The sequence below is a fragment of the Nocardia sp. CA-128927 genome (assembly GCF_050955855.1).
Lineage (GTDB): Bacteria > Actinomycetota > Actinomycetes > Mycobacteriales > Mycobacteriaceae > Nocardia.
Genome location: NZ_CP192087.1, coordinates 795895 through 817976 on the forward strand (window position 1 = coordinate 795895; position 22082 = coordinate 817976).

At 67.2% G+C, this 22082-nt stretch carries 24 protein-coding genes; 14 read left to right on the plus strand and 10 right to left on the minus strand.

Annotated features, from left to right (window positions below; translation table 11 throughout):
- Positions 1-75: 75 nt before the first annotated feature.
- Both ACQPW1_RS03920 and ACQPW1_RS03925 read left to right on the plus strand, forming a co-directional pair.
- Positions 76-1290 (plus strand): acyl-CoA dehydrogenase family protein, encoded by a 1215-nt coding sequence (locus tag ACQPW1_RS03920; protein ID WP_433661414.1) that lies wholly within the window; start codon positions 76-78, stop codon positions 1288-1290.
- The gene (locus ACQPW1_RS03925) at positions 1287-2081 is read left to right on the plus strand and encodes an SDR family oxidoreductase (protein WP_433661415.1); all 795 of its coding nucleotides are present in this window, start codon (positions 1287-1289) and stop codon (positions 2079-2081) included. The genes ACQPW1_RS03920 and ACQPW1_RS03925 overlap by 4 nt, the downstream gene beginning before the upstream one ends.
- Before the next feature lie 6 nt (positions 2082-2087).
- Here ACQPW1_RS03925 and ACQPW1_RS03930 read toward each other — a convergent pair whose 3' ends face one another.
- A complete protein-coding gene (locus ACQPW1_RS03930) occupies positions 2088-2243 on the minus strand; it encodes a hypothetical protein (RefSeq protein WP_433661416.1) in 156 nt (51 codons plus the stop codon).
- 352 nt (positions 2244-2595) lie between these two features.
- On the opposite strand from ACQPW1_RS03930, the gene ACQPW1_RS03935 reads away from it, so the two are divergent.
- From ACQPW1_RS03935 to ACQPW1_RS03945, 3 genes are all read left to right on the plus strand, one after another.
- Positions 2596-3324 carry a hypothetical protein gene (locus ACQPW1_RS03935; RefSeq protein ID WP_433661417.1) on the plus strand — a complete coding sequence of 243 codons (729 nt, stop codon included), beginning with the start codon at positions 2596-2598 and terminating at the stop codon, positions 3322-3324.
- Between the two features lie 93 nt (positions 3325-3417).
- The gene (locus tag ACQPW1_RS03940; RefSeq protein ID WP_433661418.1) at positions 3418-4032 is read left to right on the plus strand and encodes a TetR/AcrR family transcriptional regulator; all 615 of its coding nucleotides are present in this window, start codon (positions 3418-3420) and stop codon (positions 4030-4032) included.
- 9 nt (positions 4033-4041) lie between these two features.
- Entirely contained in the window at positions 4042-5235 is a 1194-nt protein-coding gene (locus ACQPW1_RS03945) for an acetyl-CoA C-acetyltransferase (RefSeq protein ID WP_433661419.1), read from the plus strand.
- 7 nt (positions 5236-5242) lie between these two features.
- Here ACQPW1_RS03945 and ACQPW1_RS03950 read toward each other — a convergent pair whose 3' ends face one another.
- Complete coding sequence (locus ACQPW1_RS03950) at positions 5243-5446, minus strand: hypothetical protein (protein ID WP_433661420.1); 204 nt, start codon at positions 5444-5446, stop codon at positions 5243-5245.
- Positions 5440-6120, minus strand: coding sequence for a LysR family transcriptional regulator (locus ACQPW1_RS03955; protein ID WP_433661421.1), 681 nt, complete (start codon positions 6118-6120; stop codon positions 5440-5442). Before ACQPW1_RS03955 ends, ACQPW1_RS03950 begins: the two co-directional genes overlap by 7 nt.
- 223 nt (positions 6121-6343) lie before the next feature.
- On the opposite strand from ACQPW1_RS03955, the gene ACQPW1_RS03960 reads away from it, so the two are divergent.
- From ACQPW1_RS03960 to ACQPW1_RS03970, 3 genes are read left to right on the plus strand one after another with little or no spacing between them, the layout of a single operon-like run.
- On the plus strand, positions 6344-7258 hold the full coding sequence (locus ACQPW1_RS03960) for a hypothetical protein (protein WP_433661422.1): 915 nt from the start codon (positions 6344-6346) through the stop codon (positions 7256-7258).
- Positions 7255-8163 (plus strand): 3-hydroxyacyl-CoA dehydrogenase NAD-binding domain-containing protein, encoded by a 909-nt coding sequence (locus ACQPW1_RS03965; protein ID WP_433661423.1) that lies wholly within the window; start codon positions 7255-7257, stop codon positions 8161-8163. Before ACQPW1_RS03960 ends, ACQPW1_RS03965 begins: the two co-directional genes overlap by 4 nt.
- A 10-nt stretch (positions 8164-8173) precedes the next feature.
- Positions 8174-9646, plus strand: coding sequence for a CoA transferase (locus tag ACQPW1_RS03970; RefSeq protein ID WP_433661424.1), 1473 nt, complete (start codon positions 8174-8176; stop codon positions 9644-9646).
- Here ACQPW1_RS03970 and ACQPW1_RS03975 read toward each other — a convergent pair whose 3' ends face one another.
- The 5 genes from ACQPW1_RS03975 to ACQPW1_RS03995 all read right to left on the minus strand — a co-directional run bounded on the left by ACQPW1_RS03975 (position 9647) and on the right by ACQPW1_RS03995 (position 13707).
- Positions 9647-9976, minus strand: a complete 330-nt coding sequence (locus ACQPW1_RS03975) for a YbjQ family protein (protein WP_433665130.1) — start codon at positions 9974-9976, stop codon at positions 9647-9649. It abuts the gene before it with no gap.
- 256 nt (positions 9977-10232) lie between these two features.
- The gene (locus tag ACQPW1_RS03980; protein ID WP_433661425.1) at positions 10233-11294 is read right to left on the minus strand and encodes an NAD(P)H-dependent flavin oxidoreductase; all 1062 of its coding nucleotides are present in this window, start codon (positions 11292-11294) and stop codon (positions 10233-10235) included.
- The gene (locus tag ACQPW1_RS03985) at positions 11291-12049 is read right to left on the minus strand and encodes a CoA-transferase subunit beta (RefSeq protein WP_433661426.1); all 759 of its coding nucleotides are present in this window, start codon (positions 12047-12049) and stop codon (positions 11291-11293) included. The genes ACQPW1_RS03980 and ACQPW1_RS03985 overlap by 4 nt, the downstream gene beginning before the upstream one ends.
- The gene (gene ipdA / locus ACQPW1_RS03990; RefSeq protein ID WP_433661427.1) at positions 12046-12930 is read right to left on the minus strand and encodes a cholesterol ring-cleaving hydrolase subunit IpdA; all 885 of its coding nucleotides are present in this window, start codon (positions 12928-12930) and stop codon (positions 12046-12048) included. The genes ACQPW1_RS03985 and ipdA overlap by 4 nt, the downstream gene beginning before the upstream one ends.
- Before the next feature lie 12 nt (positions 12931-12942).
- The gene (locus ACQPW1_RS03995) at positions 12943-13707 is read right to left on the minus strand and encodes an enoyl-CoA hydratase family protein (RefSeq protein WP_433661428.1); all 765 of its coding nucleotides are present in this window, start codon (positions 13705-13707) and stop codon (positions 12943-12945) included.
- Positions 13708-13805: 98 nt separating this feature from the next.
- Here ACQPW1_RS03995 and ACQPW1_RS04000 point away from each other — a divergent pair, with 98 nt between their 5' ends.
- The 5 genes from ACQPW1_RS04000 to ACQPW1_RS04020 all read left to right on the plus strand — a co-directional run bounded on the left by ACQPW1_RS04000 (position 13806) and on the right by ACQPW1_RS04020 (position 18364).
- The gene (locus tag ACQPW1_RS04000) at positions 13806-14594 is read left to right on the plus strand and encodes an SDR family oxidoreductase (protein ID WP_433661429.1); all 789 of its coding nucleotides are present in this window, start codon (positions 13806-13808) and stop codon (positions 14592-14594) included.
- A gap of 31 nt (positions 14595-14625) precedes the next feature.
- Complete coding sequence (locus ACQPW1_RS04005) at positions 14626-15537, plus strand: SDR family oxidoreductase (protein ID WP_433661430.1); 912 nt, start codon at positions 14626-14628, stop codon at positions 15535-15537.
- A 332-nt stretch (positions 15538-15869) separates the two neighbouring features.
- Positions 15870-16754: a hypothetical protein gene (locus tag ACQPW1_RS04010; RefSeq protein ID WP_433661431.1), complete on the plus strand. Its 885-nt coding sequence runs from the start codon at positions 15870-15872 to the stop codon at positions 16752-16754.
- A gap of 87 nt (positions 16755-16841) precedes the next feature.
- Positions 16842-17357, plus strand: a complete 516-nt coding sequence (locus tag ACQPW1_RS04015; protein WP_433661432.1) for an ImmA/IrrE family metallo-endopeptidase — start codon at positions 16842-16844, stop codon at positions 17355-17357.
- Positions 17354-18364, plus strand: a complete 1011-nt coding sequence (locus ACQPW1_RS04020) for a hypothetical protein (protein WP_433661433.1) — start codon at positions 17354-17356, stop codon at positions 18362-18364. The genes ACQPW1_RS04015 and ACQPW1_RS04020 overlap by 4 nt, the downstream gene beginning before the upstream one ends.
- Before the next feature lie 321 nt (positions 18365-18685).
- Here the strand turns inward: ACQPW1_RS04020 and ACQPW1_RS04025 are convergent, their stop codons facing one another.
- Complete coding sequence (locus ACQPW1_RS04025; RefSeq protein ID WP_011207048.1) at positions 18686-19102, minus strand: helix-turn-helix domain-containing protein; 417 nt, start codon at positions 19100-19102, stop codon at positions 18686-18688.
- Positions 19103-19464: 362 nt separating this feature from the next.
- Positions 19465-20628 (minus strand): steroid 3-ketoacyl-CoA thiolase, encoded by a 1164-nt coding sequence (locus ACQPW1_RS04030; protein ID WP_433661434.1) that lies wholly within the window; start codon positions 20626-20628, stop codon positions 19465-19467.
- Positions 20629-20725: 97 nt separating this feature from the next.
- On the opposite strand from ACQPW1_RS04030, the gene ACQPW1_RS04035 reads away from it, so the two are divergent.
- On the plus strand, positions 20726-22027 hold the full coding sequence (locus tag ACQPW1_RS04035) for a cytochrome P450 (protein WP_433661435.1): 1302 nt from the start codon (positions 20726-20728) through the stop codon (positions 22025-22027).
- Positions 22028-22082: the final 55 nt, after the last annotated feature.

Below are 22082 nucleotides of genomic sequence, written 5' to 3' on the forward strand. Positions count from 1 at the left end.
TGTCCTTACCGTCCGTGTCGGGGCACTCATGCAAGCGCCCTACAAAGCAAGTGCTTGGTAGGTTATCCTACCGGCGTGGGTGCGATCCAGACCTCAGAATCCGACACCGCCGCGCAGGGCGGGCGGTTTTCCGCGACGCAAGACGCGCAATTCGCCGCCGACGTGCGTGAGTGGCTGGCCGAAAACCTGAACGGCGAGTTCCGCGAACTGCGCGGGCTCGGCGGACCAGGCCGCGAACACGAGGCCTTCGAGGAGCGACTGGCCTGGGACCGGCACCTCGCCGCCGCTGGCTGGACCTGCCTCGGCTGGCCCAAGGAGTACGGCGGCCGCGAGGCGACCGTGCGCCAGCAGGTGATCTTCCACGAGGAGTACGCGAAAGCGAACGCGCCGTCGCGGGTTTCGCACGTCGGCGAGGAACTGCTCGGGCCGACCGTGCTCGCCTTCGGCACCCAGGCGCAGAAGGAACGCTTCCTGCCCGGCATCCGCAACGTGACCGAGCTGTGGTGTCAGGGCTATTCCGAGCCGGGCGCCGGTTCGGACCTGGCCGCGATCACCACCGCGGCCCAGCTCGACGGCGGCGAATGGTCGATCAACGGCCAGAAGATCTGGACCTCGCTGGCCCACATCGCCGACTGGTGCTTCGTGATCGCGCGCACGGAGCGCGGCTCGGTTCGGCACAAGGGCCTGTCCTACCTGCTGGTTCCGATGCATCAGCCGGGCGTCGACGTGCGCCCGATCATCCAGCTGACCGGCACCTCGGAGTTCAACGAGGTCTTCTTCGACAACGCGCGCACCGCCGCGGATCTGGTGATCGGCGCGCCGGGCGAGGGCTGGCGCATCGCCATGGGCACACTGACCTTCGAACGCGGCATCTCCACGCTCGGCCAGCAGATCCGGTTCGCCAGGGAACTCGCCGATGTCGAGGCGCTGGCCCGCCGCACCGGTGCCGCCGAGGACCCGCTCATCGCCGATCGGATCGACCAGGCCTGGGTCGGTCTGCGGGTGTTGCGTGCCCACGCCATCCGAACCATGGAGGGCGCTGGCGTCGACGACGGGGGACAAGCCTCGGTCGCAAAACTGTTGTGGGCCAACTGGCATCGCGGTCTCGGCGAACTCGCCATGGCGGTGCTCGGCCCCGCGGGCATGGTGGCCGACGAGAACGACCTGAACGAATGGCAGCGGATGTACCTGTTCACCCGCGCCGACACGATCTACGGAGGTTCGAACGAAGTGCAGCGCAACATCATCGCCGAGCGCGTGCTCGGCCTGCCGCGGGAGGCACGACCATGACCGACCTCTCTGTTGCGCCCCAGCCGATTCCTGGACACGGCCTGCTGACCGGACGCGCCGCCGTCATCACCGCCGCGGCGGGCACCGGCATCGGCTCGGCCACCGCGCGCAGGCTGCTCGCCGAGGGCGCCGACGTGGTCGTCTCCGATTGGCACGAGCGGCGTTTGGCCGAGACGGCCACCGAGCTCGCGGCCGAGTTCCCGGAGCGCAAGGTCGCCTCGATCGCCTGCGACGTGCAGAGCACCGAACAGGTCAACGCGCTGGTGCGCGGCGCGGCCGCGGCGATCGGCCGGATCGACATCATGGTCAACAATGCCGGACTCGGCGGCGAGACCCCGGTGGTCGACATGACCGACGAGCAGTGGGATCGCGTCCTCGACATCACCCTCAACGGCACCTTCCGCTGCACCCGCGCCGCGCTCGGCTACTTCCGCGACGCGGGCCACGGCGGCGTGATCGTCAACAACGCCAGCGTGCTCGGCTGGCGCGCGCAGCACGGCCAGGCGCACTACGCCGCGGCCAAGGCGGGCGTGATGGCGCTGACCCGATGCAGCGCGGTCGAGGCCGCCGAACTCGGTGTGCGGATCAACGCGGTGGCCCCGAGCATCGCCAGGCACGCCTTCCTGGACAAGGTCAGCTCGACCGAACTGTTGGACCGGTTGTCCGAGCGCGAAGCCTTCGGCCGGGCCGCCGAGCCGTGGGAGGTCGCGGCCACCATCGCGATGCTGGCCAGCGACTACACCTCGTACCTGACCGGCGAGGTCGTCTCGGTCAGCAGCCAACGCGCCTGAGCCGGTTCAGTTCCCGACGCAGAGCCCGGATCTGGCGACGGTGAAAATCGTGTCCCACGATTCCCCAGCTGGCGCGGCGGCGGCCGGCGTCGCGGTGGCGAGCACCGGCACCGCGGCCAGCGCGGCGACGGCGAGCGGTCGTGGCGCGGTGGCAAAACGCATGAATATCGCTTCGTGGCGCGGGCATCGGACGCTCGAGTGATTTTCCGCGATCTTCGCGCATAACCGGTGCCATACACGCGAAGTTTCGGCGATCTGTCGTAGCGCGCAACATTTTTCGCTATCGGTCGGCCGAATCACTTTCGCATTGCCGGTCGTTGGCTGCGTGGCCGTGTCGCATGGCGCGACAGACTGGACGGGCGGCTGGCTGCGCCAAAGTGCGATCGCCTTCCAGCTTCCCGCGCACATCGAGCAAATGGGCGGCTGATCAGGTAGAAAAGGCCGCGCCAGAAGCCCCCGGGGTGTGCGATGCTGGTTTAGATCGGATCCCGCACTCTCCAAAGGGGCGATGGCTATGGGCCTGGATAGCCCAGCTGCCCGCGAACAACTGGAACTCGAATTGGTGCGCGAAGTGGTGCTAGCCAGGCGCAGGCTGGACAGCATGGTGCTCGCCGCGCTAACTCTCGGCGCCGAATTGATGGAGCACACCTCCGAATGTGCGACCGCGATGCGCGCGGCACAGATTCTCGAGCAATACGCCATTGATGAGCGCGAGGTGACGCGCGACCCGCGGGGCGCGCTGCGCGCCGACATGGCGCGAGATCGGGAGCGGGCCAAACAGATCGGCCTCGGCGCCGACCCCGCGGAGTCGGCGCAGGACCAGCGCAGGCATCGGCAGTGCGCGCTGCTGTACGAGGTGCGCGCGGACCTGCTCAACGTGGTGGCGAAGTGCCGGAAGTTCCGGTTCGACCGGGTGGCCTTCGACGAGGAAATCTCCCAGGGTCTTTGCGCCGCCACCGACAAGCTGGTGATCGGCGCCGACATGGACACCTACCAGGCGTGGCAGCGCGGCATGGTGCTCAAGCTGATCGAAGAGCCGATGGCCTACGGCCCGCCGCGCGTGATGGCGACCGTGGACGCCGGGCCGGGGCGCGGGCAACTCACCGTCGAGTGGGACAGCTGCGAACGCCGACTCGCGTTGGTCGCGCGCATGGCCAGAGCGGGTATCGCGCCGGTGGTGATCTGCGACCGGCTGCTAGCGGACCTATCCGTGTCCTCCCCGCTGCGCTATTCAGTGCGCTGAGCACGTTCCGACCCGACCTACCAACCCGATGCTGGGTAGCTCACTAGCGCGCCACCCTGTACCAAGCAAACGCTTGGTTGTATTATGGCCGATGTGACCGCACCCGAGGCTTCGAAATCAGCACGGCGCAATGAACTGCTCACGCTGGCGGCCGAACTGTTCGCCGAGCGAGGACTGCGCGCCACCACCGTGCGCGATATCGCCGACGCGGCCGGAATTCTATCGGGGAGTCTCTACCACCACTTCGATTCCAAAGAGTCGATGGTGGACGAGATCCTGCGCGGCTTCCTCGACGACCTGTTCGGGCACTACCGCGAGATCGTCGGCGCCGGGCTCAGCCCGCGAGACACCTTGGAAGCCTTGGTGCTCGCGTCCTACCAGTCGTTCGATCGGCATCACGCCGCGGTGGCGATCTACCAGGCCGAGGCGAAGCGGCTGCGCACCGCCGAGCGGTTCAGCTACATCGCCGACTACAACCGCGAATTCCGCGAGCTCTGGCACCGGGTGCTGACCAACGGCGTGACCGACGGCAGCTTCCGGCCCGAGATCGATGTCGAACTGGCCTACCGATTCCTGCGCGACACCGTGTGGGTCGCGGTGCGCTGGTACCAGCCGGGCGGACCCATCACCGTAGACAACCTCGCCAAGCAGTATCTGACCATCGTGCTCGACGGCCTCACGCTGGCCACGGCCGAGCACACCACGTAGGAGTTCCAGATGTCAGCACCATCCGCACCCCGCCGCCCCTACACCCCGCTGCGGGACGCCTACGTGATCGACGCGGTGCGCACCCCGGTCGGCAAGCGCGGCGGCGCCCTGGCCGCCGTGCACCCCGCCGACCTCGGCGCGGCCGCGCTGCGAGGCCTGTTGGACCGCAACACGATCGACCCGGGCAATGTCGACGACGTGATCGTCGGCTGCGTCGACAATGTCGGCCCGCAGGCCGGAAACGTCGGCCGCACCGCATGGTTGGCCGCGGGCTATCCGGAGGAGGTGCCCGGCGTCACCGTCGACCGCCAGTGCGGATCCAGCCAGCAGGCCATCAACTTCGGCGCGCAGGCCATCATGAGCGGCACTGCCGAGGTGATCGTCGCGGGCGGGCTGCAGAACATGAGCGCCATCCCGATCTCGGCCGCCATGTACGCGGGCAAGGAGTACGGGTTCGACTCGCCGTTCGTCGGTTCGGCGGGCTGGGACCATCGCTACGGCACCGCCGAGGTCACCCAGTTCCGGGCCGCCCAGCTGATCGCCGAGAAGTGGAACATCAGCCGAGAAGACATGGAGCGCTGGGCTTTGCGCAGCCATGAGCGGGCCCGCGACGCCATCAAGAACGGCCGCTTCGATCGGGAGATCGTGCCGGTCGGCGACTTCTGGATCGATCAGGGACCGCGCGAGACCAGCCTGGAGAAGATGGCGTCGCTTCAGCCGCTGGCCGAGGGGAGCCCGCTGACCGCGGCGGTCGCGAGCCAGATCTCCGACGGCGCGAGTGCCGCCCTGCTCGCGTCCGAATGGGCCGTCGAGGCTTACGGATTGACGCCGCGGGCCCGGATTCATCACGTCAGCGCGCGCGGCGCCGACCCGATCTTCATGCTCACCGCGCCGATCCCGGCGACCAAGTGGGCGCTGGAGAAGACCGGACTCACCATCGACGACATCGACGTGGTGGAGATCAACGAGGCCTTCGCCCCGGTCGTGCTCGCCTGGTTGAAGGAGACCGGCGCGGACCCGGAGCGGGTCAATGTCAACGGCGGCGCGATCGCCCTCGGTCACCCCCTCGGTGCCACCGGCGCAAAGCTTTTCGCGTCTCTGCTCAACGAACTGGAGCGGGTCAACGGCCGCTACGGCCTGCTCACCATCTGTGAGGGCGGCGGCACCGCGAACGTCACCATCATCGAGCGGCTCGGCAGCTGAGCCGGCGCTAGCCGGGCAGTAGTGCGGCGAGGTCAGCGGCGAGCCGACCGAACCGCACGTCGTCGGTGCGCCAGAGCAACGCGGTGCTCACGTCGAGGTTCAGGTCTTCGACGGGGAGGAAGCGGAACTCGGCGCGGTCGACGGCGTGCAGGCCCTCGGAGTCGAACGGGGCGATGATGAAGGCGCGGGTTTGGCGCAACATCATCAGCATGCCGTCGATGGTCCGGAAACGGCCGCTGCCTTCGCTGCTACCCGCGCCGGACAGTGTGGTCCTGGCGCCGTCACCGAGGGAGAGTTCCCAGTGTTGGGCCCCTGGATGTGGGTGAAGCCGCGTAAATCGGCCACTCGCACCGAGGTTCGCCCGGTGAACAGGGTGGCATCGACCAGGACGCCGACCGGTTCGGTAGCGATGACGACGGACTCGACTCCCGTTCCGGCGGACGGGATGTGCGACAGCGCGAGGTCGATGTGGTTGCTGCGCAGGCTCGCCCCGATATCGGCGGAGCGCAGCTGCTCGAGCGCAAAGGTGTAGTCGGGCGCGAGGTCGGTCATCGCGGCGGTGAGCCGGTGGCTGATGTCGGTGCCGAGCAACTCCGGAATGGCGAAGCGCACGTCGATCGGCTGATCGTTCGGGGCGGCTAGTCGGTCACGTAGCGCGTCGAAGTCGGTGACGATCGAGCGGGCCAGTGGCACGAGCTGTTCGCCCGCCGGAGTCAGCCGGACGTGTCGGGTGGAGCGTTCGAACAGTGCCGCGCCGAGCTCGGTTTCGAGGGCTTTGATGCGTTGGCTCAACGGTGGGACCGACATCTGCAACGCCTGTGCCGCCCTGGTGAAATTCAGTTCGCTGGCGACCGTCAGGAAGTAGCGCAGATGGTAGATCTCCATTTGCGACATGGTAGCTATCTGGCTCGATGGTGTTCCGGTTGTCCGCCTCGGGCATATCCGGCATTTCGCCCACTCCGGTAAAATGCCAGCTAGACGCCGTTTTCGATTTGTTATCGGCGTGGACATAACGACACTGATGAACATGGTTATTCCGTTAGCTGATCTATCGAATTAGCGTGGAGTCGATCCGCTCGAGCAGACGGCCACACCATGGAGGTACCTCGTGTTCCAGGCGTTATTGGTGCTCAACATCGTAAATCGCACCATCGCTCGCATCGAGCTGGCCGACGGATCCGTGACGACGGTCGTTGGCGATACCGGATCGGTTCCCGACGGCATCGCATACGACCGCACTGCCGGGCGCATCTACTGGACCACGATGGGCACGCCCGATTTCGATCCCGAGCTGCCGCTCGACGACCACAACTTCGACTTCTCGCCGAAGAACGGTTCACTCGAGTCCGCCGCGCTCGATGGCACCGATCGCAGGCAGATCCTCCCCGTCGGCGCGCTGACGACCGGCAAGCAACTGGACGCCGATTTCGTTGCCGGGCAACTGTATTGGAGTGACCGCGAAGGTCGCCGAGTGAGCCGAGTAGGTGTCGAAGGCACCGGATCGACCGACCTGGTGGTCAATCCCGCGACCGGAGACAAGGCCGAGGAATGCGTCGGCATCGCGATCGACCCGGCCGGAAACGCGCTGTACTGGACCCAGAAAGGTCCCGCGAAGGGCGGCCGCGGTCGCATCTTCCGTGCGAATCTCGTTGTGCCAGAGGGGCAGACGGCAGCAAACCGCACCGATATCGAGGTGCTCTGGAACCACCTGCCCGAGCCGATCGACCTCTGGCTAGACACCACCAACGGCTACCTTTACTGGACCGACCGCGGCGCCGAGCCTGCCGGAAACACGCTCAATCGCGCGCCGATCCCAGCACGCGGCGAGTCCGGCGGGACCCCGGAAATCCTGGCCCGCGGCTTCGCCGAGGCCATCGGTCTCGCCGTCGATCTCGAGGCGGGCCTCGCCTATGTCACCGACCTCGGCGGCAGCGTGCGCGCCGTGGCGTTGGACCGTTCGTCCGACAGCGTCATTGCGAAATTCGAGGGTCAGTCGCTGACCGGAATCGTTGGTGTCCAATGAGTAGTCAGCGAACCATGGCTGTGGTCGGTGCGGGCGTCATCGGTCTGTCCTGGGCCCGGCTGGCGCACCGGCACGGCTGGCGGGTGGCGATCACCGACCCGCGCCCTGACCTCGGCGAGCTCGTCGCGGCCGAATTCGGTAGCGACGATCGCGTGTCCTGGACCGCGGACCTGACCGAAGCGGTGCGATCGGCCGACCTGGTCCAGGAAAACGGCCCCGAGCGGCTGGCCGTCAAGCAACAGCTCTTCGCCGAGATTCTGCGTGCCGCACCCGCCGACGCGGTGCTGGCCACCTCCAGCTCATCGATCACCGCCTCGCTGATCGCCGCCGATCTGGACAACGCCGGACGCATCCTGGTCGGGCATCCGTTCAACCCACCGGAGCTCATGCCGCTGGTGGAGGTGCTGCCCGGCAAGAAGACCGACGAATCGACCGTCACCCGCGCCGTCGCGCTCTACTCCGAGCTCGACCGGGTGCCGGTCGTAATTCGTAAGGCGATGCCGGGATTCGTCGCCAATCGGCTGCAAATGGCACTGTCCGCCGAGGCTAGGTATCTGGTGCAGTCCGGCGTGGTCAGCGTCGAGGATCTCGACACCATCCTGCAGAACTCCCTCGGCCTGCGCTGGGCCACCATCGGTCTCTTCGAAGGCAACGTTCTCGGCGGCGGTCCCGGCGGTGCGCGGCATCTCTTCGCGGGGGTGGGCGCCGAGGTCGAACTGGGCAAGCCCTCGGCGGACCCCGAGGCCAGGGAACAGCTCATCGAGAGCATCGAAAACGCTTACGGCTCCGGCGAACAGAACTATCGGCGTCTCGTCGACAAACGCGATCGACGCACGAACGCGGTACTCGAAGCGCTGGCGAAGGTCGACGACCGGCCAGCCGTCCACGCAAGCCCGAACGTCTGAGAGGTAAGCCATGCTCACTCAACGTCTGAAGAACGCGCTGCACAACAAGAACCAGCCGGTCGACCCGCACGCCGAATTGCAGGAGGTGCTCGGCGGCGTCGGGCTCACCGCCGAGGATTCTGGCGGCGAGATCACCTTCGTCGGCGCCGACCCGATCGTGTCGAGCCCGCTGAGCCTGGCCGCCTCGCCCGGTATTGCGCTGGTCGGCAAGTCGGTCGCCATCGCCAAGCTATGGCAGCTGCGGGGCGGCCCAGGCCAGGACATCAGCATGGACCTGCGCAAAGCGCCGCACCGGCTGTGTCCCTTCTACGACCGTAAATGGGAAAAGCTCAACGGCGCGCTGCCGCAGATCACGGACCCGGCGACGGTGGGCGTGCCACGGTTCTATCGCACCGCCGACGACCGGCACGTGATGCCGATGCCGGTCTATCCGAAGCTGAAGTCCGACCTGCTGGCACTGCTCGGCGCCGTCGACAGCCCCGAATCCGTTGCCCGCCAAATCCGTACGTGGAATTCCACCGAACTGGAGGACGCTGCCGCCGACGCGGGCGTGGTGCTGACCAAAGCGCTCGGCCTGGAAGAGCTGATGGCCGAACGACAGTTCACCGAGGTGCTGGCGAATATGCCGTTGATCGCGCTCGAGAAGATCGGCGACAGCGATCCGGAGCCGCTGCCATCCGGCGGCACCGCACCGCTGGACGGGCTCCGGGCGCTCGGCCACGCGCACATCATCGCCGGCGCGGGGATCGGCCGCACCCTTGCCCTGCACGGTGCCGACGTGCTCAACATCTGGCGTGCGGGGGAAGGGGAAATCGAGACGCTCTATCGAACCGCCAATGTCGGCGTGCGCTCCTCGTTCCTCGACTTCGACAACGCCGACGACGCGAAGAAGCTGCGAGAACTGTTGCGGGGAGCCGATATCTTCTACGCCAACCGGCGGGTGGGCTACCTCGACCGGCACGGGCTCTCGCCTGCCGATGCCGCAGAGATCCGGCCCGGCATCATCCACGTCAGCAATTCGCTCTTCGGGCAGACCGGGCCGTGGGCCGATCGCGTCGGGTTCGATCAGAACGCGGGAGTCGCGACCGGGATGACCATCCTGGAGGGCAGCCTCGACGCGCCGCGACTGCCGGTCCTCGGGGTGGTGAACGACTGGATCATGCCCATGCTGTCGACCGTCGGCATCGCCGCCGCGTTGCAGCGCCGGGCCGAGGAGGGCGGCAGCTATCGGGTGCACCTGAGCCTGGCCCGCGTCGCGCTCTGGACGCTGAGCCTGGGCATCTTCGACAAAGACTACGTCGCGGCCACGCTCGACTCCGACGACGACCACCGCTACCTCGACCCGGACATCTTCACCATGGACGGTTCCGCGGGGAGGTACCAGGGCGTCACCGAGCAGGTGCAGATGTCGCGGACGCCCGGCCAGTACCCGTTCGGCCTGGCACTCCGCGGCTCCAGCCGCCCGGAATGGCTCGCCGCGTAACTACGCCTTGTCGGCGGGCTCGAGCAGCACCGCCGTTCCGTAGGCGGCCACCTCGCTCATGGTGTTGGCGATCTCGTTGCAGTCGAAGCGCATGGCGAGAATGCCGTTGGCGCCGAAGGACATGGCGTGCTGGCACATTCGCATGATCGCTTCGTGCCGGGAGTGGTAGAGCAGCTGGGTGTATTCGGTGATCTCACCGCCGCCGAGGGAGCGGAAACCGGCGGCGAGGTTGGAGCCGATGCCGCGGCTGCGCACAGTAAGGCCCGCCACTTCGCCGAACACCCGGACGACCTTGTGGCCGGGTACGTCGTTCATGGTGGAGACGAGGATGGGGAACTGCGGGGCGGGCTGTTGCTGCGGCGGCTGTTGCTGGTACCCCGGCGGCGGCTGTTGGTATCCGGGCTGCTGCTGCGGATACTGCGGTTGTTGCGGGGGCATCGGCTGGTTCATGAGGCGGATCGTACGGGCCCGGAGCGGTGTGCGGCGACTGTAGTTTGCCTGGCTTGTGCGGGTGGGCGGGTACCGGTAATGCGAGTCGCGAAATGCCCCGCACCCTGGGCGGGAGCGGGGCATTCGCGTGACGGGCTCAGAGGTTCTTCTGCAGCGCTTCGATCCGGGCGATCGCGTCGGCGACGATGCGGTCGATCAGCTCCTGACAGGTGGGCAGGTCCTCGATGATGCCGGTGACCTGACCGGCGGCGAGCACGCCCGCCTGGGTGTTGCCCTCGACCAGACCGGCGCGCAACAACATCGGCGTATTGGCGGCCATCACGACCTGAGACCAGGTGAGGTCCTTGGTCTTTCGCATGGACAGCCCGTCGCGGACCAGGGTGGACCACTTCATGCCGGTCATGTTCTTGAACTTGGCGGCATTGGCCACCGCGGCGGCCAGACCGCGGGTGCGGCCCGAATGTTCCAGGCGCTGCACCAGTTCGGTGTTCAGCACCCGGTGCGGCATCCCGTCGACCTTGGTGGAGACCACGGTGTCCTGCAGCTGCCTGCGCAGGTACTCCTGCTTGACGGCCTCGGGCACGGTGCTCTCCTGCGTCAGTAGGAAGCGGGTGCCCATCGCGACACCCGCCGCACCGTAGGCCAGCGCGGCGGCCAGGCCACGGCCGTCGAAGAAGCCGCCCGCGGCGACCACCGGGATGTCGACCGCGTCCAGCACCGATGGCAGCAGCAGCGTGGTGGCCACCGGACCGGTGTGCCCACCGCCTTCGCCACCCTGCACGATCACCGCGTCGGCGCCCCAGGACGCGACCTTCACCGCGTGCTTGGCCGCGCCGATCGACGGAATCACCACCACGCCAGCGTCTTTCAGCTTGGCGATGAGATCCTTCTTGGGTGCGAGCGCGAACGACGCGACGGCCACCTTCTCGCGGATCAGCAGATCGATGCGCTCGGGTGCGTCCGAGGCGTCGGCGCGGATGTTCACGCCGAACGGTTTCGCGGTGTGCGCCTTGGTCTTCGCGATCGCGGCCTCGAGCTCCGGGTAGGTCATGGTCGCCGAGGCGAGGATGCCGAGCCCGCCCGCCTCCGCGGTGGCCGCGACCAGGCTCGGACCCGCCACCCAGCCCATGCCGGTCTGCACGACGGGATGTTCGACGCCGACCAGCTCGGTCAGCGGGGTTCGCAACCGACCGGTCATGACGGCACCTCGGTGTCGCGAATCTTCTTGGGATCCAGCACGTCCCGGATCAGCCGCAGTTCCTCGGCGGTGGGCAGCCGGGACTCCGCGGCGTCGGCCAGTCCGTGGATCTCGAACGACGTGTTCTCGGCGACCTCGGCGGCGGTCACGCCCGGGTGCAGGCTGCGGGCCCGCATGGTGTGGTCGGGGCCCTCGAAGTCGAAGACGCCCAGGTTGGTGACCACCCGGTGCAGGTGGTGGAACCGGAAGGCCGGGTTGGCCGGGTCCACCTTGTCGTAGCCGATGCCGGAGACGATGTCGACCCGATCGGTGAACACCCGGTTGGTGTGCCGCGAAACCCAGTAGCTGGTCGCGTGATTGATCGTGTTGCCCGGCGCGCCACGGACGCCGAACATCTGCCGGGTCGGCTGCTGCAACGCGCCGAACGCGGACAGGTTCTGATTGCCGTAGCGGTCGATCTGATTGGCGCCCATCACCACGTGCCGCCTACCGGAGGCCACCACGTCGAATACGCGCCGGAACGGAATCCAGCCCTCGATCGGTGCCTTGCCGCCCAGCGGGGGAGTGTCGGCGAAGAACAGGGCCTCACCGTCGGAGAGCAGCAGATCCGGTTCGGTGGTCAGCTTGGCGAGGCGGGCGCCGATGATCGACATCGGCGACATCGGGCTGGCCATGATTTCGCCTGCGCCACTGAAGATCTCCGCGCAGGCGACCGCGCACACTTCGGCGCGGGTGATGGTCTCGGTGCTCGTCATCGCGAAGCCTCCTGTGCGAACTCGCGTACGGCGGCCTGGTACTCGTCCTCGGAACCGGCCAGATACTTGTCGACGAACTGCTGCCAGGTCTCGGGTGTCTTCGCCGACTGCACGTAGTGCTTCTGGAACTTCTCGTCCCGGCCGTAGCTGTCACCGGCCAGGGTGAAGTGCGCGCCGTTGGGCGCCTCGACCACGCCGTCCACCATCATCCGGTTGAGCAGCAGCGACTGCAGCGGAACGGTTTTCACCAGCTCGTCGGTCTCGACGATCCGCTCGACCGACATGTAGCGCCGCTCGGCGGCCAGGCAGTACAGGTCATCGAAATACGGGTCGACGCCGGTGTAGGCGGCATTGCCGTGCCGGTCACCGATGTTCAGATGTACCAGCGCCGCATCGAGATTCAGCGCGGGCATCGCGATCAAGGTCTCGGTCTTGCCATCGGCGTCGGGGTAAGGCGAAGCGACCGTGCGTAATTCACCGTCCCAGAAGTTCGGCACATCCGAGCCGAGTCCCGCCCGGATCGGCAGGAACGGCAACCGCGCCGCGGCCGCCTCCAGCCCGCACTTGAGCATGCCCTCGTCCATCTCGCGCGCCGCCAGCGCACCGGAGGTTCTGGCCTGCGCGAACCACGGATCGTAGAACGGCGCCGAATCCAGCGACACGAAGCCGTAATACGCCTTGCGCACCTTGCCCGCCGAACACAACAACCCCAGATCCGGTCCGCCGTAACTGACCACCGTCAGATCGGTGACATCCGACCGCAGGATGGCCCGCACCAGCGCCATCGGCTTGCGCCGCGACCCCCAGCCGCCGATCCCGATGGTCATTCCGCTGCGCAACTCGCCGACGACCTCGTCGAGTGACATTCGCTTGTCTCGCATGAATTTGATCCCTTACTGCTCGGCCTTGCGCGCGGCCAGATCGTCGTCGAACCGGGCGCGGATCTCGTCGGCGACACCGGCGAGATTGAGTTCGAAGGTGAATCCCTGCTCGTAGCGGTAGCTGCGGTGCACGTCCTGCGGATCGATGCCGTTCAGCGCCCGTTTCGCCGCGCGGATCACCCGGCCGTCCTTGGCCGCGATGTTCTTGGCGACTTCCATTGCCGCGGCATCGAGTTCGGCGCGCGGCACCACCTGATACACCGACCCGAAGTGCTGCAACTGCTGTGCCGTGATGGTGCTCGCGGTGTAGAACAGCGCCCGCATCAGATGTTGCGGCACCAGCCGGGACAGGTGGGTGGCCGCACCGAGCGCGCCACGGTCCACCTCGGGCAGTCCGAAAGTGGCGTCGTCCGAGGCGATCACGACATCCGCGTTGCCGACCAGGCCGATTCCGCCGCCGAGGCAGAAGCCCTGCACCACCGCGATCACCGGCACCGGGCAGTCGTAGACCGCCGCAAACGCCTCGAAGCAGCCATGATTCGCGTCGATCAGTGCCTGATGACCCGGCTTGCTCTGGATCTCCTTGATGTCGACACCCGCGTTGAAACCGCGATTCTCGGCGCGTAGCACCACGACTCGCGTTTCCTTGTCCCGGCCCGCCTCCCGGATCGCGTCGGCGATATCGAACCAGCCGTCCGTCGGTATGGCGTTGACCGGCGGGTAGTCGACCGTGACCACGGTGATGCCGGTTGATTCGGAGTGATGGTTGATCCCCATCGCCTATCCCTTCGTGAAGGCCCCAGCCCATCGTGATCGACCGGCTTGGCCTGAGCCCAGCGTTGGCAAAGCAAGCAGTTGCTTGGTAGGTTAGCACGGTGGCACTCGAAATCGATCTGGCCGACCGCGTCGTTCTGGTGACCGGCGGCGTCCGCGGCGTGGGTGCCGGTGTGGGCAGGGCGTTCCTCGGGGCGGGCGCGACGGTCATCGCCTGCGCTCGACGTCCCGCGGATGCGCCGGTGGAGGCCGACGGTCGTGCCATCGAATTCCTGCCCTGTGATATTCGCGACGCCGATGCGGTGCAGGGGCTGATCGATACGGTCATCGAGCGGCACGGCCGCCTCGACCACCTGGTCAACAACGCGGGCGGGGCGCCGTTCGCGCTGGCCGCCACGGCGAGCAAGAACTTCCACGCCAAGATCGTCGAGCTGAATCTGCTTGCGCCACTGCTGGTTTCCCAGGCGGCGAATGCGGTGATGCAGCAACAGGACGACGGCGGCTCGATCGTCAACATCTCCAGCGTCAGCGGCCACCGTCCGTCGCCGGGCACTGCCGCCTACGGCGCCGCCAAGGCGGGGATAGACAGCCTCACCTCGTCGCTCGCCGTCGAATGGGCGCCCAAGGTTCGGGTCAACTCGCTCATCGTCGGCCCGGTGGTGACCGAGCAGAGCGAGCTGCACTACGGCGACCAGGCGGGCATCGACGCGGTGGGGGAGACCATCCCGCTCGGCCGGATGGCCCAGCCGGACGACGTCGGCCGCTGCGCCGCCTTCCTCGCCTCCCCGCTGGCTGGTTACGTCAGCGGGGCCGCCCTGCTGGTGCACGGCGGCGGCGAGCGCCCAGCCTTCCTGGCCGCGTCCACCGCGGCCGTCGGTCAGCAGTCCTGATCCACCGGACACACACGAAGAGGACATAGGTATGGACACCGAGCAGATCTGCGCAGGCCGCACCGTCATCGTCACCGGCGCGGGCCGCGGCATCGGGCGCGCGCACGCGCTCGCCTTCGCCGCCGCCGGGGCGCGCGTGGTGGTCAACGATCTCGGTTCGGCGCTCGACGGCGCCGCGACCGGCGAGACCCCCGCCGAGCAGGTCGTCGCGGAGATCGCGGCGCTCGGCGGCACCGCCGTGGCCAACGGCGACGACATCGCGGATTGGCAAGGCGGACAACGACTTATCCGGCAGGCGGTGGACACTTTCGGCGGCCTGGACGTGCTGGTCAACAACGCCGGTTTCGTCCGCGACCGGATGCTGGTCAACCTCGGCGAGGACGAGTGGGACGCGGTGATCCGCGTGCACCTCAAGGGCCATTTCGTCACCATGCGGCATGCCATCGAGTACTGGCGCGGCGAGTCCAAGGCCGGTCGCCCGGTCGACGGCCGGATCATCAACACCAGCTCCGGCGCGGGTCTGCAAGGCAGCGTCGGCCAGGGCAACTACGGCGCGGCCAAGGCGGGCATCGCGGGACTGACGCTGACCGCGTCCGCGGAGTTCGGCCGCTACGGCGTCACTGTGAATTCCATCGCACCTGCGGCTCGGACCAGGATGACCGAGACCGTGTTTGCCGACACGATGGCACGGCCGGAGGACGGCTTCGACGCGATGGCTCCGGAGAACATCTCGCCGCTGGTCGTCTGGCTCGGCAGCACCCAATCCGCGGCGGTCACCGGACGCATGTTCGAGGTCGAGGGCGGGAAAGTGGCACTCGCGGACGGCTGGCGGCACGGCGTCGCGGTCGATAGGGGCGCCCGGTGGTCGCCCGCCGAGCTAGGCCCGGTAGTAGCTGACCTGATTGCCAAGGGGATGCCGCCCGAGCCGGTGTACGGGGCCTGACCGGGCTTCCGACCTTCTTCCTGCGCACGTAACGATAGGGGTTTACTATGGCCCCCATCCGTTAAAAGTCCCGTGTGAGAGTCGCGACCGGGTGAGATCTGCGCTTTACGAATGAGGGGAAGGCTCGGCGCATGGCCGTTGGTCGCACGTTCCGTGTGGTTGCAGTAGCTGGGACTGTGGCCGGCTTTGCGCTACTCGGCCCGGTGGCGGCCGAGGCACAGCCCTCGGAACGTTGTCCAGGGTGCGCCGTAGACCCCGCTCCGCCGCCCTATGACACCGGAGATCCCTGGTACCCACTGTCGGTGCCCGGGCAGCCGTCAGATGTCAGTGCGGTGCCTACTAATCCCGCGATCGGTTCGGGTTCTGCCGCTGGCTCGGCAGCCGTCGGTTCGGCCGCGGCCGGAGGATCTGCCGCCGGTGGGTCTGCGGCGGCCGGTGGCTCGGCTGCGGCAGGAGCCGCCGGTTCCGCCGGACTCGGCGCTGTGTTGGGTACCGGTTCCGCCGGACTCGGCTTGACGCTCGGATCGGGTTCGGCCGGACTCGGCATCGTCCTCGGTACCGGCTCGGCCGGGCTCGGCATCACCGGATCCGCGGGAGTCGGCGCGTTGGCAACGGGCTCCGCCGCAGTGGGTTCCGCCGGAATCGGTGTCGGCGCAACAGGTTCGGCCGCGGTGGGTTCCGCAGGTGTCGGCTCGGCCGGTGTGGGTTCCGCGGGTGTCGGTTCGGCAGGCGTCGGCTCCGCGGGCGTCGGTTCGGCCGCAACAGGTTCTGCCGCAGTGGGTTCCGCCGCCGTTGGTTCGGCCGCGGTCGGTTCGGCCGCCCCGCTGCTGCTGCTTTTGATCCCGATTCCCGCGCCGCCGGTTCCGCCCGTGTTGCCGCCCATCGCGGTCCCGCCGGTGCCTGCGCCGGTCCTGCCGAGCATCCCCGGACTCCCCGTCCTCGCGCCCGCCCCGGCAGCGGCTCCGGCAGCGGTGCCCCCGCCGCCTCCGCCCCCGCCGCCCGCCCCGGTGCAGGCGGCACCCGCCAAGCCCAACCCCGACGTGCGGCCGACCAGCGCCAACGACGGCCTCCCGAAACCCAAGCTGCTGTCGGTGATCGGCGGCCTACTCGCACTCGGGTTGGCCGGAGCCGGTTCCGGTGCGGTCAGTTTCCAGGGTGCCTCGGCCGCGCAGGCCCGAGTCGACGCCGCCCGTGCCATGTTCTTCCCGAGGCCGTGAGGGGTGTGGCATGAGTGAGCGAAGCGAACGAATCATGACGCAGCGTGCTTCGCGCATGCCGGAACCGAGCGCTAGCGAGGTGCAGGCATGAGTGAAAGTAAGACGCAAAGTAGCTCGCGGTCGTACCGTCGGGTTGCGGCCGCTGTGGATGCCGTGTGCGCAGTGGCGGCGGACTCTGACGCCACCACCCTCGACGAGGTGGTGCTCGCCATCGCCAGCGAGCGGCATCGCGAAATCGAAATCGCCAGTGCGGAATTGGGCCCCGGGGTGTGCGGTCAGCGCAGGCTCTACCCCGATCGCGACGTGATCGTGCTCGCCCACTCACTGCCAAGCCGGGAGCACACCCTGGCACATGAGTTGGGGCACATCGTGTTCAACCACGAGGGCGCGCCCGCGCCCGAGGTGACACTCGAAGCCAGCGACGATCTGATCGCCTACATGCTGAGCCAGCGGGCGCACCAGCAGATCGTCGACGACGGCGCGGACGAGCTCGCCGAGTGGGAGGCCGAGACCTTCGCCGCCATGTTGATGACCCGACTCCGCGTGTTCAACAGCCGTGGCGCAGGCGTCTCGGTCCTTCGATTCGATGAGGCTCTGGGATGACCCTCTGGTTGACGGCTCTGCTGGTGTGGATGGCGGCAGGAGCGCGAGTAGGGCGTGTGCTGGTCAAGCCCGCCACGACGGCCCGGGTGGCCATCGTGGTCGCGGTCGCCGCCGTCGCGCTGGCCGCCACCGTCGCGGTCCCCGAGATCGCGGTGGCCATCGACAACCTGCGTCCGCACGGCGTGCACGCGGGCTGGCTGTCCGACGGTGTCGTGGTGTCGGCCTGGATCGCCTTCGTCACGGCCACCTCGGTGGTCGCCTCGGCCGCCTGGCCGGTCGTCTCCCGGCAGAACCTGCGTCAGGTCGCCATGGTGATCTACAGCATCGGTCTGGTCGCGGTGGCGGCCGCCATCGCCTGGTCGTTCACCTTCGGCTGGGAGGTCGTCGCGTTCGGCGCGGTGTTCATCGTCATCACCGGCCTGCGCAACCTCGACTGGACCACGCTCGGCCGTGGCATCGCGATCTACACCACCGGAGCCGCGGTCGTCGCGGTGCTCGCGGTGCTGGAGATCCGGCGCGCGTTCACCGACGCGGCGCCGGTGCCGCCGGGCGAGCCGAACTGGGCCTGGCAGGCATGGGAAATCGCGAGCCTGCTCATCGCCTTCGGCGCCGTGTGGATCGTGGTGGAGCTGTGGGTGCGAGCGCGGTTACTGCTGCGCCAGATTCGGCCGCTGCACCGCATCATGGTCGGCCGCTTCCCGGAGGTGGTCGCGCACGACCAGACCGGTACGTCCACTCAGTTGAAGGCGTCCGACCAAGTGGCGCAGATCATGGACGCTCTTTATCTGCAATCCGGTGGCGGCGTAGTGCTCGCCGCGGTGGCGGTGCCGCCGCGATCGGTCGCCGAGCGCGCGGACACCGTGGCGGAGTGGGCGAGAAACCCATTGGGCGATGTGGCGGTCGACGCGCGATGGATTGCTCCGCCGGAGGGGATTAGTCCCCGCGGCTGGGTCCAGGCCATCGCTCGGGCGTATGACGCGACATCCCTGGAGCACGTCAGAAATTGAGCCGACGGCCAGTCGGCGGTATTCCGCGCACTAGTGCGTTCGCGAGATCTGCGGTGCGGTTCGGTGGTCGCGCAGGCGGCTGAGTTCTGCGCGTACCCACACACTCGCGAAATCAGTTGTCCGAGCAAAACTTGCGCGCGAGCTAGTTCCAAGATTTTCGAATGTGCTTGCATCCGGACGTGTTCGGACAACGTCAGAGGCCTTGACAGGACATGCCCCTATTTCCCTGGGCATGTCCTGTCCTGCGCTGCATTGGACGCACACATAACACAGCACAGTGCGACCCGGAGGGGTCGCACTGTGCTTGACGTGCAAGCGAACCTATTCGGTGCCATCCGGAGGAATTTCAGGCAAGCCTTCACTTGCCCGCAACTTCTCCGCCATGGAGGTGAGTAGGTTCTGAGATTCTTCGGACAGGTCGAACGCTCTACTCGACAGCCGTCGCAGTCCGTAGCCCTGCAGCTGGGACAGCAACTCCAGATCATGATCGATCTTGGCGGCATAGATGTCGTTGAAGAAGTAGTCCGGCTTGACCTTGAAGAACTTCGCCAGGGCGGCCACCGTCTCATCGGACGGGTTCGTCCGTTGTCCCGACCGCAACTGCGACAGGTACGGTTTCGAGATCGGATGTCCGGAGGCCGTCAGCGCAGCCGCAACCTCCGCGTTGGTGTGCGGCTTACGCCCCGGGGGATGCACGGTTTCGAACAGCTTGTTCAGCCGCGCCGCGAAATCAGCCATTGTGAGCCGCCCAATTCCCTTCGCTGTACTAACAGTCGTTATCTCGGATACGTATCATTGATATTAGCGGCTCAGTAACTGAAAACCTACGCCTGATTCCGGATTTCCTTGAAGCTTCTAGGTGCCGGTCCCGCGAAGGTACTGGGACCGTTGCGTTTGCGGGTCACCCCAACGGCTCTCGAGAAGCCGAGGTACGGACCGGTTCTGGCCCGTCGCGGAGGTCTTCCCCGATACGGTCCTGATAGCGGAAAGATAGCTGACGTCTCATCTAGTTGCAAGTCGTAGCGGCCATGTGGCGTACGACACGTTTCCGGGGCTGGGAGATGAACGTTCAACAAACCCGTTTCCGGGGGTTGAAGGCCCTAAATCCGCTCGATGATGGTCCCTGTCGCCAATGCGCCACCGGCACACATCAGCACCATGGCGGTGCTGCGGCCGGTTCGCTCCAGCTCGTGCAAAGCCGTTGTGATGAGCCGGGATCCGGTCGAGCCGACCGGATGGCCGATCGCGATCGCGCCGCCGTTGACGTTCACCCGGTCCATGTCCGGCTGGTGCACCGAGGCCCACGACAACGCCACCGATGCGAACGCCTCATTGATTTCGAAGAGATCGATGTCCGAGATGGTCATACCCGATCGCTCCAAAAGGCGCGAGCACGCCTGCACCGGGCCGTCGAGATGGAACTCCGGCTCGGAGCCGACCAGTGCCTGGGTGACGATCCGCGCCCGCGGCCGCAATCCGGCTCGCTGCGCGGCCTTTTCGTCCATCAGTAGCACCGCGGCGGCGCCGTCGGAGATCTGCGACGAGCTGCCTGCTGTGTGGATGCCGCCCTCCAGCACCGGCTTCAGCTTGGCCAGTCCCTCGACGGTCGTCTCGCGCAGGCCTTGGTCGCGTGACACGTCCAGCTTCTCGCCGGTCAGGTTTCCCGCCTTGTCGACCGCGGGCGCGGTGACCGTGAGCACCTCGCGATCGAAGCGGCCCTCGGCCCAGGCCTGCCCGGCCAGGCGCTGCGAACGGGCGCCGAACGCGTCGACGTCGGCGCGAGTGATGCCGCGCCGCTTGGCAATCCGCTCGGCCGCCTCGAACTGATTGGGCAGGTCGATATTCCACGATGCGGGCCTGCGTGGCCCGGCGTGCTCGCCGACGTTGGCGCCCAACGGAACTCGGCTCATGGCCTCGATGCCGCAGGCGACACCGACGTCGATCGCGCCGGTCGCGATGAGCCCGGCGATGAGGTGGTTGGCCTGCTGCGCCGAGCCGCACTGCGCGTCGATGGTGGTCGCGCCGACCTGCCAGGGCAGTCCGGCGTGCAGCCACGCGACCCGGGTGATGTTGTTGGACTGCTCGCCGGCCTGGGTGACGCAGCCGCCGATGACCTGCTCGACCTGCGCCGGATCCAGGTGCGCCCGCTCGAGCAGGCCGCGCTGGGCCAGGCCGAGTAGTTCGGCGGCGTGCAGGCCGGACAGCCAGCCGCCGCGCTTGCCGATGGGGGTTCGAGCGGCCTCGACGATGACGGGTGTGCCCATGTCCAACCTTTCGTACGGGACAGAAACTGAAACGAGTTCATGTAGTTGGTAGGCGGTTCTGTCCGGTTTCTTTCCTGATCCTGCCGCCTATGCTTCAATGATTATAGAACGTGTTTCAGTTTGTCGAAGGAGACATCTGGTGGTAGACCCTCGGAATGTCCGGCCGAATCTGCCGGACGGATTCGACGTCACAGACCCCGACATCTACGCCGAGCGGATTCCGGTCGAGGAGTTCGCCGAGCTGCGCCGGACCGCCCCGGTCTGGTGGAATCCGCAGCCGGTCGAGGTCAGTGGCTTCCACGACGAGGGCTTCTGGGTGGTCAGCAAGCACGCCGACGTCAAAGAGGTGTCGCGCCGCGGCGAGGTGTTCTCCACCTTCGAGAACACCGCCATCCCGCGCTTCAATGACGACATCACCCGCGAGCAGATCGAACTGCAGCGGTTTGTCCTGCTCAACAAGGACGCTCCGGAACACACGAAGCTGCGCAAAATCATCTCGCGCGGCTTCACCCCGCGCGCGATCAACGGTCTGCGCGCACAACTTTCGGCACGTGCGCACGAGATCGTCCAGGCGGCAGCCGAATCCGGGTCCGGTGACTTCGTCGCCAAGGTCGCGTGCGAGCTGCCGCTGCAGGCGATCGCCGAGCTGATCGGCATCCCGCAGGAGGACCGGATGAAGGTCTTCACCTGGTCGAACGAGATGACCGGCTACGACGACCCGGATATCAACGTCGACCCGGTCGCCTCGTCCGCCGAAATCCTCGGCTACGCCTACCAAATGGCGGCCGATCGCAAGGCCTGTCCGGCCGACGACATCGTCACCAAGCTGGTCGAGGCCGACGTGGACGGCGATCAACTGACGCCGGAGGAGTTCGGCTTCTTCGTGATCCTGCTCGCGGTCGCGGGCAACGAGACCACGCGCAACGCGATCACCCACGGCATGATGGCGTTCCTGGACAACCCGGATCAATGGGAGCTGTACAAGAAGGAGCGTCCGGCGACCGCCGTCGACGAGATCATCCGGTGGGCCTCCCCGATCATCTCGTTCCAGCGAACCGCGCTGGAGGACACCGAACTCGGTGGGGTGCAGATCAAGAAGGGGCAGCGGCTGGTGATGCTGTACCGGTCGGCCAACTTCGACGACGAGGTGTTCGAGAACCCGGAGAAGTTCGACATCATGCGAAAGGACAACCAGCACGTGTCCTTCGGCGGTACCGGCGCGCACTTCTGTGTCGGTGCGAACCTGGCCAGGCTGGAGGTCGACCTGATCTTCAACGCCATCGCCGATCACCTGCCGGATATCACCAAGATCGGTGACCCGAAGCGGCTGCGGTCCGGTTGGCTCAACGGGATCAAGGAATTCCCGGTCGATTTCAAGACCTGTCCCGTCGCGCACTGAGGCTCGCGGGTACCGACGAAAAGGGCCCTCGCACCGGAAGTCCCCACTCCGGTTC

Excerpts from the sequence above, each read along its gene's own strand:
- ACQPW1_RS03925 (WP_433661415.1), top strand. The coding sequence starts at position 1,287 with ATGACCGACCTCTCTGTTGCGCCCCAGCCGATTCCTGGACACGGCCTG.
- ACQPW1_RS03930 (WP_433661416.1), bottom strand. The coding sequence starts at position 2,243 with ATGCGTTTTGCCACCGCGCCACGACCGCTCGCCGTCGCCGCGCTGGCC.
- ACQPW1_RS03935 (WP_433661417.1), top strand. The coding sequence starts at position 2,596 with ATGGGCCTGGATAGCCCAGCTGCCCGCGAACAACTGGAACTCGAATTG.
- ACQPW1_RS03945 (WP_433661419.1), top strand. The coding sequence starts at position 4,042 with ATGTCAGCACCATCCGCACCCCGCCGCCCCTACACCCCGCTGCGGGAC.
- ACQPW1_RS03950 (WP_433661420.1), bottom strand. The coding sequence starts at position 5,446 with ATGCTGATGATGTTGCGCCAAACCCGCGCCTTCATCATCGCCCCGTTC.
- ACQPW1_RS03955 (WP_433661421.1), bottom strand. The coding sequence starts at position 6,120 with ATGGAGATCTACCATCTGCGCTACTTCCTGACGGTCGCCAGCGAACTG.
- ACQPW1_RS03965 (WP_433661423.1), top strand. The coding sequence starts at position 7,255 with ATGAGTAGTCAGCGAACCATGGCTGTGGTCGGTGCGGGCGTCATCGGT.
- ACQPW1_RS03970 (WP_433661424.1), top strand. The coding sequence starts at position 8,174 with ATGCTCACTCAACGTCTGAAGAACGCGCTGCACAACAAGAACCAGCCG.
- ACQPW1_RS03980 (WP_433661425.1), bottom strand. The coding sequence starts at position 11,294 with ATGACCGGTCGGTTGCGAACCCCGCTGACCGAGCTGGTCGGCGTCGAA.
- ACQPW1_RS03985 (WP_433661426.1), bottom strand. The coding sequence starts at position 12,049 with ATGACGAGCACCGAGACCATCACCCGCGCCGAAGTGTGCGCGGTCGCC.
- ipdA (WP_433661427.1), bottom strand. The coding sequence starts at position 12,930 with ATGCGAGACAAGCGAATGTCACTCGACGAGGTCGTCGGCGAGTTGCGC.
- ACQPW1_RS03995 (WP_433661428.1), bottom strand. The coding sequence starts at position 13,707 with ATGGGGATCAACCATCACTCCGAATCAACCGGCATCACCGTGGTCACG.
- ACQPW1_RS04005 (WP_433661430.1), top strand. The coding sequence starts at position 14,626 with ATGGACACCGAGCAGATCTGCGCAGGCCGCACCGTCATCGTCACCGGC.
- ACQPW1_RS04015 (WP_433661432.1), top strand. The coding sequence starts at position 16,842 with ATGAGTGAAAGTAAGACGCAAAGTAGCTCGCGGTCGTACCGTCGGGTT.
- ACQPW1_RS04020 (WP_433661433.1), top strand. The coding sequence starts at position 17,354 with ATGACCCTCTGGTTGACGGCTCTGCTGGTGTGGATGGCGGCAGGAGCG.
- ACQPW1_RS04025 (WP_011207048.1), bottom strand. The coding sequence starts at position 19,102 with ATGGCTGATTTCGCGGCGCGGCTGAACAAGCTGTTCGAAACCGTGCAT.
- ACQPW1_RS04030 (WP_433661434.1), bottom strand. The coding sequence starts at position 20,628 with ATGGGCACACCCGTCATCGTCGAGGCCGCTCGAACCCCCATCGGCAAG.
- ACQPW1_RS04035 (WP_433661435.1), top strand. The coding sequence starts at position 20,726 with ATGATTATAGAACGTGTTTCAGTTTGTCGAAGGAGACATCTGGTGGTA.